Raw genomic sequence first — 15,942 nt, 5'->3', positions numbered from 1 at the left:
CATAAAACTGCTCTATTGTAGTATACTCTAAAATTGAATTTGTACCAACCGATTCTATATTTCTTCAAAAATCCTTTACAGAACCATCAAAAATCACTTTTTTTCCTGCTCTTTTAAAGAAAACGAAAGGAACCCATTGTCTTTTCAGAAAAGTTTGTTAAAATAACAAGCGTAGAGAGGATGTTAGGGTATGGATAAAATGAAAGCTATTACTTTTTTTGATTTAGATGGAACTTTGTTAGATGGAACATCGCAAATAACTCCTGAGATTACCGCAGCAGTGGCGGCCTTGAAAGACAATCAAATTTTACCTTTAATTGCGACAGGACGGACCTTGTGTGAGATTCAGCCAATCATGAAAGCCAGTGGTATTGACTCAGCGATTGTAATGAACGGGCAATTTATTCATTATGAAGGAAAGACGATTTATTCAGATGAATTTACAACAGAGGAATGTGTTTCACTGCATGAACATGTCAAACAGCGTGGTCATGAATTGGCTTTTTACAATGAGCGCCGTATTTTTTGTACAGGGCATACTGGCACAGTGAAACAAGCCTATGATTATATTCATTCAGCTGTTCCAGAAATTGATCCCACAGGTTATGAGAATGATGCCGTCAACATGATGTTAGTCTTAAGTCAACATGGCGATGATGATGAATATTACTATGAGCGGTTTCCTGAATTGACCTTTTATCGCAATGGTCCTTTTTCAATAGATATTGTTCGTAAAGGGGTTTCTAAAGGCTCTGGTGTCAAAAATCTTTTTAACACCTTGGGATTAAACGGCATTCCGACTTATGCCTTTGGTGATGGCATCAATGATTTGGCGCTGTTTGAGGCCTGTGATTATGGAATTGCCATGGGTAATGCGCGAGAAGAACTAAAAGAAAAAGCCACCTTTATTTCAACTAAAAATACTGAGAATGGCATTGTTAATGGCTTGAAAAAATTTGATTTACTATAAGAGAAAACTACCTTCTTCTATTGATGTACTTTAGAAGAAGGTAGTTCTTTTGTATGTTCATTTTTCTTTTTCTGCTGTGCACAGAGAGCTACTCCCACTACTTGAATCAGCAAAATCGCTCCCAACAAACAACTTAATACGATGTTTCCTGATAGGATTGTTCTTCTGATTAAAATAATTAATACGACACTGCTAATTCCGTAGAGTAACCATTGGTTGTCCATTTTTATTGACCCCTTTGTTTTTCTATGTTTAGGATAGGATGTTTCCTACTAAAATGCAAGGAAAGATCCTAGATTCTTACAACTAAGCCATAATTTTTACTAATTCCTTATTTGTTTTCATTTATTCTTAAGATTCGTTTCATTTTTGTAAAAAATCACACTTTTTTTCTATCTCTGTTTTAAATTGCGTACAGTTCTTAAAAAAAATGATACACTAAAAGTGAACTCGAAATGAAAGGAGCCATTCCTTTGGTTAATAGCGAAAAAAGAAAACAATTAATTATTGATACATGCATTTTAGCTGGAAAAATTATGCTGGAAAGCGGATCTGAAGTATATAGAACCGAAGATACAATTACTCGGATTGCTGCAAATGCTGGCGAGCCAGAGAGCGTTTGTTACACGACGGCTACAGGGATTTTCGTGGGCTTTCGTTCCAGTAATTATACGCAATTAGAAAACATCCCCCAGCGCTCGATTAATTTGGAAAAAGTTAGCCTTGTCAATCAATTATCAAGAGAATTTGCGCAAAAAGAGATTACTTTGCCAGAGCTTTATCAGCGCTTAACTCTATTAGAAACAGATACCCCCACTTTTTCAATTTCGTTACGCTTGTTAGCAGCCGGGATTGTTAGTTGTACGTTAATGTACATTTTTGGTGGCACTTGGCAAGATTTTATTGCAACTTTTTTTGTTGGCGTGATTGGGTATGCCAGTTATCTTTTTACCCAAAAGTTATTCCAAGTTCCTTACCTCGATTCATTCGCAGCCGCTTTTGTCATTGGTTTGTTGGCCTATTTGGCTGTGCATTTTCACTTAGCGGTCAACATCGATAATATTATTATTGGTGCGGTAATGCCGTTAGTTCCAGGTGTGGCGATTACGAACTCTTTTCGCGACATTTTAGCGGGCCACCTCATCAGCGGGACGGCGCGAGGGACAGAAGCTATTTTTATTGCTGGGTCTGTTGGCCTGGGAATTGCCTTGATTTTTAAATTATTTATGTAAGGAGTGTTCAAATGGAACTAATTTTTCATCTTCTCTTTAGTTTTTTAGCGACTGTGACGTTTGGTATTATTACGAACATTCCTCGTAAAGCACTGGTGGCTTGTGGCATTACTGGCATGACAGGCTGGATGATTTATTATGTCTTAACGCAAACTTTTGATGCTAGTCAAACCTTTGCAAACTTTTTAGGAACGGTCGGGTTAGGAATCGCTAGTATCTTTTTTTCCCGTTACAAAAAAATGCCGATGATTATTTTTTATATTCCGAGTTTGGTTCCTTTAGTGCCAGGAGGCCCTGCCTATCAAGCAGTTCGGAGCATTTTGTTAGGAAATATTGATGACGGTTTGCAGTTGATTTTAAAAGTTGTCTTTACTGCTGCAGCTATCGCAGCGGGCTTTATGGTGACCTCGCTACTGGAACGAATTGTCAAACGTTTTTTCCCCAAGCGACTCTTCCGATTGGTCAAAAAATAAAAAAACAAGCTCAGAAAACGAGCTTGTTTTTTATTCTACTTCTTCAAAGAACAGCAATAAATCTTGTAGCGTTAATTGTGCTTTTTCAGCAGCGTTTAAATCTTGAACAATTTTACCTTTTTGTAAAACAATTAAACGATTGCCATATCGTAAAGCATCTTCCATTCGATGGGTAATCATCAAACAAGTTAAGTTCCCTTCTTCAATCCGTTGTTCCGTTAAGTGCATCAACTGCTTGGATGTTTTGGGATCTAAGGCAGCAGTATGTTCATCTAAAAGTAATAATTCTGGTTTTGTGATAGTGGCCATTAATAAACTTAAGGCTTGGCGTTGACCGCCAGAAAGGTTACCTGTCGGTGTATCCAGATGATTTTCCAAGCCATTGCCAACTTCTTGACAGATTTTTGTAAACAAGGCGCGTTGCTCATTTATCTTCCGTAATGTTAAGGGACGTTTTTGTCCGCGTTTCATGGCAAGCAATAAATTTTCTGCCACGGTCATTCTTGGTGCTGTCCCCATTTTAGGATCTTGAAAAACACGCGCTAGAGATTTAGCCCGTTTGACTTCAGAAAGATTGGTGCGATTGACTCCTTCAATTAAAAATTGTCCTTCTGTTAGTGTCAAAGTTCCTGCTAAACTATTGAATAGCGTACTCTTACCTGCGCCATTTCCACCTAAAACAGTAATGAAGTCCCCAGGATAAATGGCTAAGTTCACATGATCCAAAATCACTTTTTTTTCATTCATCCCATTATCAATGATTTTTGTCGCATTTTTTAATTCAACAACTGGTTTCATTTCGTTCCCTCCTTATCAGAAAAGCCGTGTAGTCGTAATGCTTTTTTCAATTGTGGGATCATTAAACAGATTGCTAAAATCACTGCTGAGAAGATTTTCAAATACGTCGTATCAAAGCCTAATTTAATCACTAATAAAATCAATAGTTGATAAATAATACTCCCTACAACAATCGCCATCAGCCGTTCACCAAACGTTAATTCTCCAAACAGTACTTCACCAATAATGAGTGAAGCCAAGCCAATCACAATGACACCTGTTCCTTTACTTACATCCGCATATCCATCATTTTGAGCAATCAAAGCGCCAGATAAGCCAATCAAGCCATTCGATAAAACCAATCCTAAAATTTTCATGCGATCCGTTTGAATGCCTATCGAGCGAGCCATTTCTTCATTGTCACCTGTCGCAATATAGGCTTGTCCTAAACTAGTGTTAAAGAAAAATAACAGTAAAATCATTACCACAGCCAAAACACTAATCCCTAAAAAAATAGTATCATAATAATCTGGTAAGGCCATTTTTTGAAAAACATCTTGAATCTTCGGTTGATTTAATAAAGACTTATTTGGCGATTTCATCACAAATAAAATCACGGAATTTAAACCAGACATCACTAAAATTCCTGCTAAAATAATTGGAATTTTTCCTTTTGTAAATAGTAAACCAGTCACTAAACCGGCAAGCATTCCTGCTCCGACCCCTAAAAGAGTCGCTACAAATGGTGAAACCCCTGTTGTAATGGCAGTTACACAAACCGCCCCTCCTAACGGAAATGAACCTTCTGTGGTCATATCTGGAAAATTTAAAATACGATAAGTCATAAAAATACCTAGTCCTAACAAGGCCCATAACATTCCTTGTCCAATTGCTGAAACAATCATCGCTTCTCCTACTTTCTTTGATAATTAGTTAATCAATTTCGATTTTTTTGCTAACTCTGCGGGAATCGTAATTCCTAACTTTTGAGCTTGTTTTTCATTGATAATTGTGTCGCCTGTATTAAAGGTATAAATGGGTGTAGTTGCTGGTTGACTTTTTCCAGACAGAACCTCTGCTGCCATTTTGCCGGCTTGTACCCCCAATGCATATTGATTAATCCCTACAGTTGCTAAACCGCCTTGTTCTACCATTGTATCCACCGAAGGAATAATCGGCGTCTTGGTTCGATTTGCTTCTCCGACTACCGTTTGCATGGCATTAGCAATCGTATTATCAGTTGGTATATAAATCACATCTGTTTCCTTAGTCATCACTTGAACCGTTTGTGCAATTTCATTACTTGATGGCACAGCATATGTTTTCACTGTCAATCCTTTGGCTTCAGCTGCTTTCTGCGCTTCAGCTACTTGGTATCGAGAGTTTTCTTCTGAGGAAGCATAGAGAATACCTATTTTTTTGGCAGCTGGTATCAATTCTTTTAGTAAATCCATCTGGGCTGACAAAGGTGATTGATCACTAACACCCGTGATGTTACCGCCTGGCTTTTGATTGTCTTTCACCAATCCTGCACTAACAGGGTCCGTAATGGCGCCTAAAATGATTGGGATTTCTTGGGTAGTGTTGGCTAACGCTTGCGCAGCTGGCGTGGCGATACCAATTAAAACGTCTGCCTTTTTTTGTACTAATTGTTGACTCATGATTGCTAACTTACTCTGGTCGGCTTGACCATTTTGAAAAATAATTTCTAAGTTTTTGTCTTTGTCATAGCCATTTTCCTTTAACCCTTCCTCAACACCTTTATAAATTTCATCCAATGCGGGGTGACTGACAAACTGCAGAACCCCTACAGTAACTGTTTCTTTCTTTGAATTCGTCACTTTTTGATTCACAAAAAAAGCACCAATTAAATAAATAGCTAATAAAGACACGACAAACGTTAAACGTTTATTTTTCATTTTGCATTCTCCTAACTGCCCTTTTGTTTGGCAACTTTTTCTTTTTAATAATAAAACCATTATCTATAGGGCGTTTCTTCCGTTGAAAGTGAAACTGAGATTCGTAATCCTCTGCTTAGTCAAAATCCTAGGAACACTTTTTTACAAATGTCAGGATTTAGCTGCGACGAGGATCGCAATTTTGGTGAGAATCGCAGGAGTACTTTTTCTACGAATGGGACAACGTTCTCTTCGTTCACCTTGTACTACTCATCACTCTTGAAGGCCAAACTGCGGCGAGTATGCGCAGCCTGCATCTACTCTGTCACTTCGTGCCAATCGTAGTGATTCGTAGCAAAAAAACAACGACTTATCCTAAGTGTTTAGGAGTGGTCGTTGTTTTTATGCAAAACAAAAACCACATAGATGGGTCCTCTATGTGGTCGTTTTTTCTTCTTGAATATAACCAGCATAGATACACTTTTTAGAATAAGTCTTCTAAAGTTGTATCTATGAAAGAATCATACATACAACTATCTACGCCAGTTTTGCCATGATTGGTGCATTTCTTTTACGTTAGATAATTGTGTCATGTATTTTCCCTCCTAGTTATGTTGTTAAAGGTAGTCTACACTATATTGATTTTGTTCGTCAAGAAAAAGTTTTTATTTTCTTGCATTTCTTTTACTTCTAAAAAACGAGCCACTCTTATGAGAGGCTCGTTTTTCTTTATTTTAGCATATTTACCACTTAATTGTTTCGGTTTCTTTCAATTTTCACGGGAACTTTAACTGCTTGTTTTTGCGATTGAATCAGCCATAAACTTACTAAAATCGTCATTGAAATTACTAATGCCATCGAAAATCCCCTCTTTCTAGTTCCTTAAAACTTTCTACAATCTAAGTTTAACATAGCTAACTATTATTCACCAGTTTCTGGTACTGTATCAGTACTTTCTGTCGTCGTTTCAGTAGATTGAGCAACGCCAGTCGTGCTGGTCGTCGTCTGTGTTTCAGCGGTCTTTGCTGCTTCTTTTTCAGCTTCTTGCGCCGCTTTTTGCTGGTCTTTCAAAACGCCAGCCATTGGTAATCGATTTAATTCTGGTATTAATTGTGTTTTTAAATCCATAGATTTTTCGACAACCGTCCGTGTCTTTTCTTTGCCGTTTTCAAAGAAAACAAGCGTGATCTCATCGCCGCTAACATTGTATTGCTCTTGTGCTTTGCCAGCATTATAAATTAACGGATAGATATACAGCGAACGATGAAATTCATTCATTTTATCTGAATTAAACAGCTTCACCATTTGATCGTATTGCTTGCCAGATGGTTTAGCAAACATGACTGACATGGCTCCTGTTTCTTGGATTTTCTTGTCTGCTGTTTTGTAATCTAAGACACTGACTTTCTCTGATTTGATGGGTCCTGCGACTAACGATTCAACTTGAGCAGCTCGAATATTTTTTTGCATCGTTGGAATAAAAATGATTGAGCCAATTATTAATACTAATGCTACAATAGCGGTAATCATTAACAGTTTTCTTTGTCTTAATTCATAAAGTGCCTCTTTTAGTTCTTCCATAAAATTATTCAACTTCTAATCGCTCCTCGCTTTTAGTTCTTATCTATTATACTAATCATTTTCTTTCTTGCCTACCCTTGCGCTTTAATTACTAAAAAAACCAGCAAACTTCCCCAGCTTTCTAAGGAAAACCCAACTCCTTTTTAACAAGCTTCTTTCTTAAATTCAAAAACTCCGCTATAATAAAGCTATTAGTCGGAAAGAAACGAGGGATTTATTATGTCATTTGATGGCGTATTTACTCATAGCATGGTTCATGAGTTGACAGAAACACTCGTAAGTGGCCGGATTTCAAAAATCCATCAGCCTTATGAAAACGAAGTCGTTTTAGTCATTCGTGCGAAAGGTAAAAACCATAAATTATTATTATCAGCACATCCTAGTTATGCGCGCATACAACTATCTACAATTACCTATAGCAATCCGGAAACACCTCCTAATTTTGTGATGATGTTACGAAAATTTCTGGACGGTGCCATTTTAGAAACGATTCAACAAATAGAAAATGATCGCGTGATTCACTTCACCTTTTCAAAAAGAGATGAACTAGGTGACTTACAAAATATTGTTTTGATTGTTGAATTAATGGGACGTCACAGTACAATCGTTTTAGTTAACCAATCTTCTGGAAAAATCTTAGATGCGATAAAACACATTGGAATGAGCCAAAATAGTTATCGTTCGTTGCTTCCTGGAGCAACTTATATTGAACCGCCAAAACCAATGGGGCTTAATCCGCTCACGGCCGCAAAAGAAGAAGTCTTTGCGCTTCTTTCTACAGCTCCTGAATTAAACGGACGCTATTTACAACAACATTTCCAAGGTCTAGGCAAAGATACAGCAGACGAATTAAGTGCCCGTTTACTTGCACAACCAAATGAAAAAATGGCCATCTGGACAGAATTTTGGTCCTCAGTCACTGAAGCTGTTGTACCGACATTAACCGTCACTGAAAAAAAAGAATATTTTACGCCCATTCCTTATCAATCATTAGTTGGTGAACAAACAACGTATCCGACACTCAGTGAATTACTAGATGCCTTTTATTCTGGTAAAGCAGAGAAAGACCGTGTCAAACAACAAGGCGGCGAACTAATTCGCAAAATTGAAAATGAACTAAAAAGAAATCAAAAGAAACTTAAAAAATTACAACAAACCTTAGCCGATACAGAAAACGCTGAAAATTACCGTCGCGACGGAGAACTATTAACAACCTTCATGGCACAAGTCCCAAAAGGAGCCACCGAGGTGGAATTACCAAATTATTATGAAGAAAATGCACCGTTGCGTATCTCGCTAAATCCTGCACTTTCACCTAATCAAAATGCACAAAAATATTTTCAAAAATACCAAAAATTGAAAAATGCTGTTCGAGTTGTTAAGACACAAATTCAGCAAACGCAACAAGAAATTTCTTATTTAGAGTCAGTTGTGGCACAACTTGAAATTGCGACACCAATGGACATTGAAGTGATTCGTGAAGAACTGATTGAGCAAGGCTATTTAAAACGAAAAAAAAATAAAAAACAAAAACAGCCGAAAAAAAGCCAACCCGATCTTTTTTATGCCACAGATGGCACACCTATTCTCGTTGGAAAAAACAATTTGCAAAATGATCAATTGACTTTACGAACCGCTAAAAAAACTGATTATTGGCTCCATGCCAAAGATATTCCTGGATCTCATGTAATTATTCGTGACGCACATCCTAGCGAAGAAACCCTTACTGAAGCCGCACTTCTAGCAGCTTATTTTTCAAAATATCGACTTTCTTCACAAGTGCCTGTTGACTATGTCCAAGTAAAACATGTGCATAAACCCAATGGAGCAAAACCAGGTTATGTGATTTATGAAAACCAACGAACGTTATATGTGACGCCAACAGAAGAATCGATCAAAAAAATCCAGCAAAATAAGGCTTCTGCTTCCTAATTATATTAAACTAAAAAACAACGTACTGCCGATTGATCGTACGTTGTTTTTTTGCATTGGCAAAGACATTTATCAAGTGATAAATAACACAAGTAAGCTCAATTAGTTTACAAACTAGCTATTTCTCTCTATACTGACTGTTGGAGGTGAAATTCATGGTCTTTTTACACATTATTTTTGGGATGTTTGCCTTTATTGGCGCTTTAGGTTTAGGTGTCGCCTTCCGCGATAGCTTTACAGAACTTTCAACACCAAAGAAAGCAGCGATTATTTTATCTTACGTAGGTGCGATTGGTTCAACAGTCCTAGGGTTCACATCAGCAACAAAAAATCCATTTGTTTTAGCTGCAACAGTTGTCTTAGTTGTCGCCTTTTCTATTGCTCTTTTCAAAAAAAGCAGTAAAGAAACAAGCAAATAACAAAACCTTTGAAGAGCGGCATAGCGACAAGCTACCCTCTTCCTTTTACATACTATTTAAAGGAGTGAGGCAAATGTCTCTGACTATTTCTGAAGAAGTAAAACAACGTTTAGCCCCTTTCTTAACTGAAACGAACACCTTCTTGTTGGTAGCAAATGACGGCTCTAATCCTTATTCTTCCGCAGAAGGTTGTTGTATGATTGGCGATCGTTTCATTATCGTTCCTGTTGATCAAGCAGAAGCGCCTTATACCGAAACAATTGCTAATGATTCTTTTCACGTCTATACTTCGACGTATGACCAAATGTTTTTAACAGGGCATTTACAGCTAGTGATTCATCCGAATGCGGGAACCATTACTTTAAAAAATGAAAGTGGCATATTAGATAGTAATGTGGACATTTATCAACACTAAAAAAGCAAACAAAACGTTTACGCGTTTTGTTTGCTTTTTTAGTGTTGAAAGGCTTGAAAGGTAGTAATGATTACGTACATCATCCCCGATGCAATAATCGGACCAGCTGCAATTCCTTTTAAAAAAACGACGCCAAGAATCGTTCCAAAAACTAAGGCCACCGTAATCTCAGGCGATTGATTAATTAAACCTACTCCTTTTGAGGATAAAACAGCCACCAGAATTCCACAAAGTATCCCCAGCCATCCCATCGGTGTTTTGAATGATTGGATTAAATCCTTTAAGCCAATTTGTCCTGTAGCAATCGGGACTAAAATGGTAATTGAAATAATTGTGACGCCTAAATTAATGCCTTTATCTGACAACCACGACATGATTTTCGCACTATTTGGTAAAGCTTTTAAAGCAAGCACAACAACTGACGCAATTAATAAACTTTGATTTTTTGCAACAAACGCAATCAAGGCAATCAGTAGTAAAAAAAGCCAACTTTCCACTGGTTGTCCTCCTTTCTGATTTGGTTCTTTCGTTAACCAAACTTTCTTGTCTTTCCTATTTTAGCAAAGAACCTCTTTAATTACCATTCAGCTTCAGTAATTATTGTCTTTTTCACCTGAATCTTGCTTAGAAAAAACGAGTTAAAAATTAATTTTTTCTCATAACAAGCCTTTTTCTCTTTGAAAAATTATTTTATGAAGTATACTAATATTAACTATAAAGTAGTTTACTTGCATTTATACTGGATATTCGATATCCTATTTAAGGCTCTTCAATTGAGCGAGCATCACAAAAGACATTTTAGTAGCAATTCTTGGGGAAGTAGTGCTACTAAGATGTCTTTCCTTTTTTTATTTTTACTAACAATATACGTTTCTTATATTAAAATTCACAACTCTTTATAAATAAAAGCGCCTGCCCCACAGTTGTCTGGACTGTAGGGCAGGCGCTTTTCAAGTCATTTAAATACGCTTTAGTTTTCTTTCAAATGATAAACACTTGGACTTGGGTTAAGAAAACCTGCTTCTAAAATTTCGATGTTAGTTAATGCTTGCTCTTTAGTTACTAGTTGCGGTGCACCATTTTTCAACGTTTCATAGACGGCATCATAATAACGACCGTAATCACCTACAGGCGTTTTAATTTGTTTTTTAATCCAGTCGCCATTGCCATTACGGTAGGTCACTTCTCCATAATACATTGGTGAATCTTCTCCAAAGCCTGGTGCATCCGGCATGATTCCGGCTTTTAAATCATTTTCTTGTTGATCTTCGCCATATTTGATGAACGAGCCATTGCTGCCATGAACAATAAAACGTGGATACGGACTAGCGACAGAATGATTCGTTTTAACTTTTACTTTTAATTTTGAACCATAATGTAAATCAACGTCAAAATAATTATCGACTGCCTCGCTCACTTCATTATTACGAATATCATAAGTGACTTGATCTGGACGCCCGAAAAGAGCAATCATGCGATCCATTAAATGAATGCCTAGTCCGTAAAACGAACCATTTTCTTTAGGTCCTTGTTCCGTGATACTTCCTGGTCGATAATAATCAATATGCGTTTCCACTTCATTGATTTCTCCTAAAAAGCCTTGCTCTACTACTTGCTTCATCGCTAGGTAATCGCCGTCGAAACGTCGATTTTGATAAGGCATCACTACTACCCCTTTTTCTTGCCCTAAAGCAAATAATTCCTCTGCATGTTCTAACGTATCACAGAATGGTTTTTCCACAATCACTGATTTACCAGCTAAAATGGCTTGTTTGGCTAAATCATAATGTGTATGCGCAGGCGTACAGATTGTGACCAATTCAATTTCTGGATCCGTCAATAATTCATTAAGGTCAGTGGTAAAATTTACGCCTTTTTCTTTAAAGGGCGCTGCTGCTTTTTCATTAACATGTAAATCGAAAATCGTTTTCACTTCTAGTGTTTCTCGAATCATTACGTAAGGTAAATGGTAGCGGTTGGCACTTTTACCAAATCCAATAAACCCCATTTTTACTGTCATATTTTCCACACTCTTTTCTTATAATTAGATAAGTCCATTTGTTTCAATGACTTTTTGATACCAATAATAACTGTCTTTCGGGATTCTTTCTAAGGAACCTTTTTGTGTTTCATCTTGATCCACATAGACAAAACCATAACGCTTTTGATAGCCGTTGAGCCACGACAGTAAATCGGTGTAACTCCATGTACAATAACCAATAACTGAAACGCCATCCGTAATCGCCTCTTGAATCGCTTGGATATGGCTTCGCAAATAATCAATGCGATACGTATCATGAATTTGTTTATCTTCTGTTAAGGTATCATATTCGCCTAACCCATTTTCAGTAATTAAAATAGGGACTTGATAGCGACTAGCTAATCGTCGTAAGGCAATTCTCAAACCTTGCGGGTCAATGGCCCAATCCCAGTTCGTTCGTTCAACATATGGATTATTTACTTTTTTAAATAAACCCGGTACCCCAGATTCCGTTTCAGACCCCTTTTCACCCGTTGTATTCATCTTCCCTATTCCAACGCCATCTAATGGATTAGCAGCAACCGTATCCGTCCGATAATAATTAATACCTAGAAAATCAGGTTTGGCTGAACGTAGTAACGCTAAATCGCCCTCTTTTATCGTTGGGGCCACACCTTGCTCCTTTAAGTAATTTAATGCGGCAATTGGGTATTCTCCCCAAAGATAGACATCTAACCAAAAATGCGACAGCAAATCTTCTGCATTTTCAGCCGCTAAAACATTGGCAGGATGCGCATCAACGGCATAAACAGGCGTATAAGCAAAGCTAGGGCCAATTTTGCCAGGCATTTCTAATTCATGAAACGCATTAATCACTGCTGCATTGGCTAAATTAGCAATATGATTGGCCTCATACATCCGTTTATTGTCTGTTACGCCGGGAGGATGCACGGCTAATTGATAACCTAACGAAGTAAACACATTTTGTTCGTTTAAACTAATCCAATAGCGAACTTTGCCACGGAAAGCGTCAAATAAAATTTTCGCATAGGCCACAAAATCAGCAATAATTTTTCTTGATTCCCAGCCACCATATTCTTTTTGCAAAACAGCTGGCAAATCCCAATGATACAAAGTTACCATTGGTTCAATTCCTGCCGCTAATAACTCATCAATTAAATCTGAATAAAATTTCAGTCCCGCTTGATTTACTTGACCACGCCCTTCAGGTAAAATTCGTGTCCATGCAATCGAGAAACGATATGCTTTTAAACCTTGTTGTTTCATTAAAGCCACATCTTCTTTGAAACGATGATAATGATCGACGGCTAAATCACCAGTTGTCTCTTTGAACGTTTTTCCTGGTAGCCGAACAAATTCATCCCAAACAGATGCGCCTTTGCCGTCTTCATTCCAAGCACCTTCTACTTGATAAGCTGCCGAAGCAGAGCCCCATAAAAAATCTTGCGGAAATGCTTTTAGTTGATGATGTTCCATTGTCATACCTCCCTCTTTTCTGTGCTACCCTTTTATTGTAAAAGGTTTTCACAAAAAGTACCAATCAGATCAATAAGTTCTTCTGTTTACTTTTAAAACTATATAGTTTTAAAAAGAATAAGTCAACTACTTTTATTTAAGTACTTGATTATTAAGTGGTTACGTTAAAAATAAATATATAGTTTTAACATGTTAAATTCATGGTATAATGAGAGAAATACTGGTGATAAAGGAGGACTCTGATGCGGACAAATACACGTTATAAAGAAATTTATGCAGCTATAAAACAGGATATTGAAGCAGGTGTTTATCCAATTAATCAAAAGTTACCCCAAGGTCGTCTTCTTGCAGAAAAATATCAAGTCAGCGAACTAACCATTACAAAAGCCTTACATTTGCTTGTGCAAGAAGGTTATGTTGTCAGACGACGTGGCTCGGGCAGCTTTGTTCAAGACTTTCAAAATCGAACCATTACTAAATTTTCTCCGTTAACCGGCACTTACTCAACCTACGATGGAAAAGTTGAATCCGTGGTTTTAGGCTTTGCAACAGAAGTACCTGAGCCTTGGGTGACTGAAAAATTAAGTATTACAGAAGAAGAGTTAGTCTACAAAATTATTCGTTTACGGATTATCGAAGATGTGCCCTCAATTATTGAATACACTTGGATGCCCGTTGCTTTAATTCCGAACTTGACAATGAAAGAATTGAAAGTCTCCATTTATCAATATATTTCGGAACAATTGCATCAAAAAATTCAAAGTGCGCGGGTCAGCATTTCTGGGATTCGTCCTTCTCCGTTGGAAAAAAAATATTTAAACTTAACCGATAATGATTTCCTGATGCGTGCAGAACAAATTGCTTACCTAGGCAATGGGCATATTTTTGAATACTCAATTGCGAATCATATTCCTAGTGAATTCACTTTTGAAACTGTCTTAATTGCAGAAAAATAGAAAACTTTTATGTTGCCATTTCTCATTTCTAACAAAACGATCTCTTTACTTTGAGCCAATACTTTTTGTTAGAAATGTTTTTCTGCTAGTTAAAAATATTTTTCAAATTATATTTCCAAACATGAATTTTGATAAAAGTATTGCTATTTACTAGAACTACGATTAAAATATTGCTTGTAGCACTCTTTTTAATATAGATACAAGCAATTTGTTTTTTACATAGTCAATTAACCAAAGTGAGGACTTTATATGAGGAAACCCTACATTTTAATGAGCTTACTCGTTCTAAGTACCTTATTAAGTGCTTGTTCAACTGTAAGTGGCAGCCCAGCAAGTCAAAGTGCGCCCGCACCTGATGAAGTGTTGGCGACAAGTATTGGGACGTATGAAAATCGAACATTGTTGGTTCCAGATGGGCGTTTAGCCTTAACTGCCTTGCATAAAGGAAAAGATTATCAAGGCAAACCAATGTTTTATGTCCTGTTTGAATTAACCAATACAACCGAAAAAACACAAAATATTCAGCTAATGATTCAAAGTTTTATGGAAGTTAGTCAAACTGTCCACGGAAAAGCCCAAAATTTACAATATGCAGTCTTAACAGATTCACCTTTCCAAGACAAATTAGATCGTTTAGCAGATGAAATCAATCCTGGTGAAACAATCCAAGGCGCTTACCCGTATGAATTTATTAATGAGAACAAGCCGGTCCATTTTAAATTTAGAGATCGCCTTCTCAGTCTGGATGAACCCATTGCATCAGAAGAAATTACCATTACAGAAAAAAGTTTGGTCCGCTAGCTTAGCTAGCATTGGACCAAACTTTTTATTTATTATTCAGACGGAAAAGATTCTCCTTCTATAAAACGTGTGTAAATGTGTTCGCTCTCAGCAGCTTCTCCCCGCATTAAATGAATAATTTTCTCTGCAGCCACCATGCCCCATCGATGTTTAGAATAGGCAATTGTTGCTAATCGCGGTTGCACAAACGCACCTAGTTCAGAATTATCAAAACCAATAATCCGAATGTCTTTCCCCATTTGGTAATTTGTTTCTGCAACATATTTATAGACACCAATCGCCATTTCATCATTAAAAGCAAAAACATCGACTGGTTCTGTCTGTGGTTGACTCAAAATTTTTTTAGCAGCCGCATAGCCAGAAGGTTCGGTAAAATCGCCTTGGATAATTTCATAAGGTATCCCAAAACGAGTTAATTCTCGTGTACTAACAGCCAATCGTTCTTGGCTATCATAACCTTTTTCTGGTCCAGAAAGCAGAAGAACTTTTTTTGAACCCACATTGACAAATTGCTCAATTGCCTGCGTGGCACCGCCACGATTATCCAAGAGAACTTGCCGAATATTCCTATGTTCAGTGGTTCGATCAAGGACAACGATCGAATGGCCACGTTCAGCAAACTTTTCAATTTCTTTTGTTGGAAATGTCCAATCTAAAATAATTGCCCCATCCACCATTTTTTCAGGAATGAAAAGATGTGACTTTTTACCGCTGCAGACAATCATCTCATAATCAAACAGTGCTAAGCCTTTCTTAATCCCCTCCAACAATTCACCATAAAAACTACCGCCATAATCGGCCAAATAGACACCAATAATATTAGTTTGACGACGTTTTAATGTGCGAGCGGCCATGTTAGGAACATAGTTTAGCTCTTCAGCAATTGCTTGGATGCGCGTTCGTGTTTCTTCAGTTACCTTTGAACTACCATTCAATGCGTAAGAAACGGTCGAGATTGATACGCCTGCTTTTTTTGCAATATCTTTAATTCCTACCATGGACTACTCTCC

General features: G+C 37.3%; 17 protein-coding genes and 1 pseudogene. 9 read left to right on the top strand and 9 right to left on the bottom strand.

Annotated features, from left to right (window positions below):
- Positions 1 to 190: 190 nt before the first annotated feature.
- A complete protein-coding gene (locus tag IGK82_RS05405) occupies positions 191 to 970 on the top strand; it encodes a Cof-type HAD-IIB family hydrolase (RefSeq protein ID WP_002363786.1) in 780 nt (259 codons plus the stop codon).
- Positions 971 to 987: 17 nt separating this feature from the next.
- On the opposite strand, the gene IGK82_RS05400 is transcribed toward IGK82_RS05405, so the two are convergent.
- Positions 988 to 1,194, bottom strand: a complete 207-nt coding sequence (locus IGK82_RS05400; protein WP_002357875.1) for a hypothetical protein — start codon at positions 1,192 to 1,194, stop codon at positions 988 to 990.
- 231 nt (positions 1,195 to 1,425) lie between these two features.
- On the opposite strand from IGK82_RS05400, the gene IGK82_RS05395 reads away from it, so the two are divergent.
- Entirely contained in the window at positions 1,426 to 2,202 is a 777-nt protein-coding gene (locus IGK82_RS05395) for a threonine/serine exporter family protein (RefSeq protein ID WP_002378231.1), read from the top strand.
- Between the two features lie 11 nt (positions 2,203 to 2,213).
- Positions 2,214 to 2,675, top strand: a complete 462-nt coding sequence (locus IGK82_RS05390) for a threonine/serine exporter family protein (RefSeq protein WP_002357877.1) — start codon at positions 2,214 to 2,216, stop codon at positions 2,673 to 2,675.
- A gap of 30 nt (positions 2,676 to 2,705) precedes the next feature.
- On the opposite strand, the gene IGK82_RS05385 is transcribed toward IGK82_RS05390, so the two are convergent.
- Genes IGK82_RS05385 through trpX form a run of 3 tightly spaced genes read right to left on the bottom strand, consistent with a single transcriptional unit; the run spans position 2,706 to position 5,371 of the window.
- Positions 2,706 to 3,473 (bottom strand): ABC transporter ATP-binding protein, encoded by a 768-nt coding sequence (locus tag IGK82_RS05385; RefSeq protein ID WP_002357878.1) that lies wholly within the window; start codon positions 3,471 to 3,473, stop codon positions 2,706 to 2,708.
- Positions 3,470 to 4,357 carry an ABC transporter permease gene (locus tag IGK82_RS05380; protein WP_002408120.1) on the bottom strand — a complete coding sequence of 296 codons (888 nt, stop codon included), beginning with the start codon at positions 4,355 to 4,357 and terminating at the stop codon, positions 3,470 to 3,472. Before IGK82_RS05380 ends, IGK82_RS05385 begins: the two co-directional genes overlap by 4 nt.
- Positions 4,358 to 4,381: 24 nt before the next feature.
- The gene (gene trpX / locus IGK82_RS05375; protein WP_080005624.1) at positions 4,382 to 5,371 is read right to left on the bottom strand and encodes a tryptophan ABC transporter substrate-binding protein; all 990 of its coding nucleotides are present in this window, start codon (positions 5,369 to 5,371) and stop codon (positions 4,382 to 4,384) included.
- A gap of 88 nt (positions 5,372 to 5,459) precedes the next feature.
- On the opposite strand from trpX, the pseudogene IGK82_RS05370 reads away from it, so the two are divergent.
- Positions 5,460 to 5,838, top strand: a pseudogene (locus IGK82_RS05370) (hypothetical protein).
- 433 nt (positions 5,839 to 6,271) lie between these two features.
- On the opposite strand, the gene IGK82_RS05365 reads toward IGK82_RS05370, so the two are convergent.
- A complete protein-coding gene (locus IGK82_RS05365; protein WP_002386659.1) occupies positions 6,272 to 6,931 on the bottom strand; it encodes a hypothetical protein in 660 nt (219 codons plus the stop codon).
- A gap of 219 nt (positions 6,932 to 7,150) precedes the next feature.
- Here IGK82_RS05365 and efbA point away from each other — a divergent pair, with 219 nt between their 5' ends.
- The 3 genes from efbA to IGK82_RS05350 all read left to right on the top strand — a co-directional run bounded on the left by efbA (position 7,151) and on the right by IGK82_RS05350 (position 9,697).
- Positions 7,151 to 8,863, top strand: coding sequence for a fibronectin-binding protein EfbA (efbA, locus tag IGK82_RS05360; RefSeq protein WP_002391630.1), 1,713 nt, complete (start codon positions 7,151 to 7,153; stop codon positions 8,861 to 8,863).
- Between the two features lie 155 nt (positions 8,864 to 9,018).
- A complete protein-coding gene (locus IGK82_RS05355) occupies positions 9,019 to 9,282 on the top strand; it encodes a hypothetical protein (protein WP_002381957.1) in 264 nt (87 codons plus the stop codon).
- Between the two features lie 73 nt (positions 9,283 to 9,355).
- Entirely contained in the window at positions 9,356 to 9,697 is a 342-nt protein-coding gene (locus IGK82_RS05350) for an iron-sulfur cluster biosynthesis family protein (protein WP_002391631.1), read from the top strand.
- Between the two features lie 38 nt (positions 9,698 to 9,735).
- Here IGK82_RS05350 and IGK82_RS05345 read toward each other — a convergent pair whose 3' ends face one another.
- The 3 genes from IGK82_RS05345 to IGK82_RS05335 form a co-directional block, all read right to left on the bottom strand.
- Complete coding sequence (locus IGK82_RS05345; protein WP_002357887.1) at positions 9,736 to 10,194, bottom strand: DUF441 domain-containing protein; 459 nt, start codon at positions 10,192 to 10,194, stop codon at positions 9,736 to 9,738.
- 473 nt (positions 10,195 to 10,667) lie between these two features.
- On the bottom strand, positions 10,668 to 11,717 hold the full coding sequence (locus IGK82_RS05340) for an oxidoreductase (RefSeq protein ID WP_002391621.1): 1,050 nt from the start codon (positions 11,715 to 11,717) through the stop codon (positions 10,668 to 10,670).
- Between the two features lie 24 nt (positions 11,718 to 11,741).
- Positions 11,742 to 13,175: a glycoside hydrolase family 1 protein gene (locus IGK82_RS05335; RefSeq protein WP_002357890.1), complete on the bottom strand. Its 1,434-nt coding sequence runs from the start codon at positions 13,173 to 13,175 to the stop codon at positions 11,742 to 11,744.
- A 242-nt stretch (positions 13,176 to 13,417) separates the two neighbouring features.
- On the opposite strand from IGK82_RS05335, the gene IGK82_RS05330 reads away from it, so the two are divergent.
- Together IGK82_RS05330 and IGK82_RS05325 are read left to right on the top strand one after the other, a co-directional pair.
- Positions 13,418 to 14,131 carry a GntR family transcriptional regulator gene (locus tag IGK82_RS05330; RefSeq protein ID WP_002363775.1) on the top strand — a complete coding sequence of 238 codons (714 nt, stop codon included), beginning with the start codon at positions 13,418 to 13,420 and terminating at the stop codon, positions 14,129 to 14,131.
- A 270-nt stretch (positions 14,132 to 14,401) separates the two neighbouring features.
- Positions 14,402 to 14,932 (top strand): DUF5067 domain-containing protein, encoded by a 531-nt coding sequence (locus IGK82_RS05325; RefSeq protein WP_002384665.1) that lies wholly within the window; start codon positions 14,402 to 14,404, stop codon positions 14,930 to 14,932.
- A 32-nt stretch (positions 14,933 to 14,964) separates the two neighbouring features.
- On the opposite strand, the gene IGK82_RS05320 is transcribed toward IGK82_RS05325, so the two are convergent.
- The gene (locus tag IGK82_RS05320; RefSeq protein ID WP_002363772.1) at positions 14,965 to 15,930 is read right to left on the bottom strand and encodes a LacI family DNA-binding transcriptional regulator; all 966 of its coding nucleotides are present in this window, start codon (positions 15,928 to 15,930) and stop codon (positions 14,965 to 14,967) included.
- Positions 15,931 to 15,942 lie beyond the last annotated feature (12 nt).

Source organism: Enterococcus sp. AZ197 (assembly GCF_050556405.1).
Taxonomy (GTDB): domain Bacteria; phylum Bacillota; class Bacilli; order Lactobacillales; family Enterococcaceae; genus Enterococcus; species Enterococcus faecalis.
The sequence above is the reverse complement of the archived record's forward strand: the minus strand, read 5'-3'. Positions and strand labels throughout refer to the sequence as shown.

Coding starts and splice junctions, on each gene's coding strand:
- IGK82_RS05400 (WP_002357875.1), bottom strand. CDS start 1,194: ATGGACAACCAATGGTTACTCTACGGAATTAGCAGTGTCGTATTAATT.
- IGK82_RS05340 (WP_002391621.1), bottom strand. CDS start 11,717: ATGACAGTAAAAATGGGGTTTATTGGATTTGGTAAAAGTGCCAACCGC.
- IGK82_RS05330 (WP_002363775.1), top strand. CDS start 13,418: ATGCGGACAAATACACGTTATAAAGAAATTTATGCAGCTATAAAACAG.
- trpX (WP_080005624.1), bottom strand. CDS start 5,371: ATGAAAAATAAACGTTTAACGTTTGTCGTGTCTTTATTAGCTATTTAT.
- efbA (WP_002391630.1), top strand. CDS start 7,151: ATGTCATTTGATGGCGTATTTACTCATAGCATGGTTCATGAGTTGACA.
- IGK82_RS05355 (WP_002381957.1), top strand. CDS start 9,019: ATGGTCTTTTTACACATTATTTTTGGGATGTTTGCCTTTATTGGCGCT.
- IGK82_RS05380 (WP_002408120.1), bottom strand. CDS start 4,357: ATGATTGTTTCAGCAATTGGACAAGGAATGTTATGGGCCTTGTTAGGA.
- IGK82_RS05350 (WP_002391631.1), top strand. CDS start 9,356: ATGTCTCTGACTATTTCTGAAGAAGTAAAACAACGTTTAGCCCCTTTC.
- IGK82_RS05325 (WP_002384665.1), top strand. CDS start 14,402: ATGAGCTTACTCGTTCTAAGTACCTTATTAAGTGCTTGTTCAACTGTA.
- IGK82_RS05365 (WP_002386659.1), bottom strand. CDS start 6,931: ATGGAAGAACTAAAAGAGGCACTTTATGAATTAAGACAAAGAAAACTG.
- IGK82_RS05335 (WP_002357890.1), bottom strand. CDS start 13,175: ATGGAACATCATCAACTAAAAGCATTTCCGCAAGATTTTTTATGGGGC.
- IGK82_RS05405 (WP_002363786.1), top strand. CDS start 191: ATGGATAAAATGAAAGCTATTACTTTTTTTGATTTAGATGGAACTTTG.
- IGK82_RS05390 (WP_002357877.1), top strand. CDS start 2,214: ATGGAACTAATTTTTCATCTTCTCTTTAGTTTTTTAGCGACTGTGACG.
- IGK82_RS05385 (WP_002357878.1), bottom strand. CDS start 3,473: ATGAAACCAGTTGTTGAATTAAAAAATGCGACAAAAATCATTGATAAT.
- IGK82_RS05395 (WP_002378231.1), top strand. CDS start 1,426: ATGAAAGGAGCCATTCCTTTGGTTAATAGCGAAAAAAGAAAACAATTA.
- IGK82_RS05320 (WP_002363772.1), bottom strand. CDS start 15,930: ATGGTAGGAATTAAAGATATTGCAAAAAAAGCAGGCGTATCAATCTCG.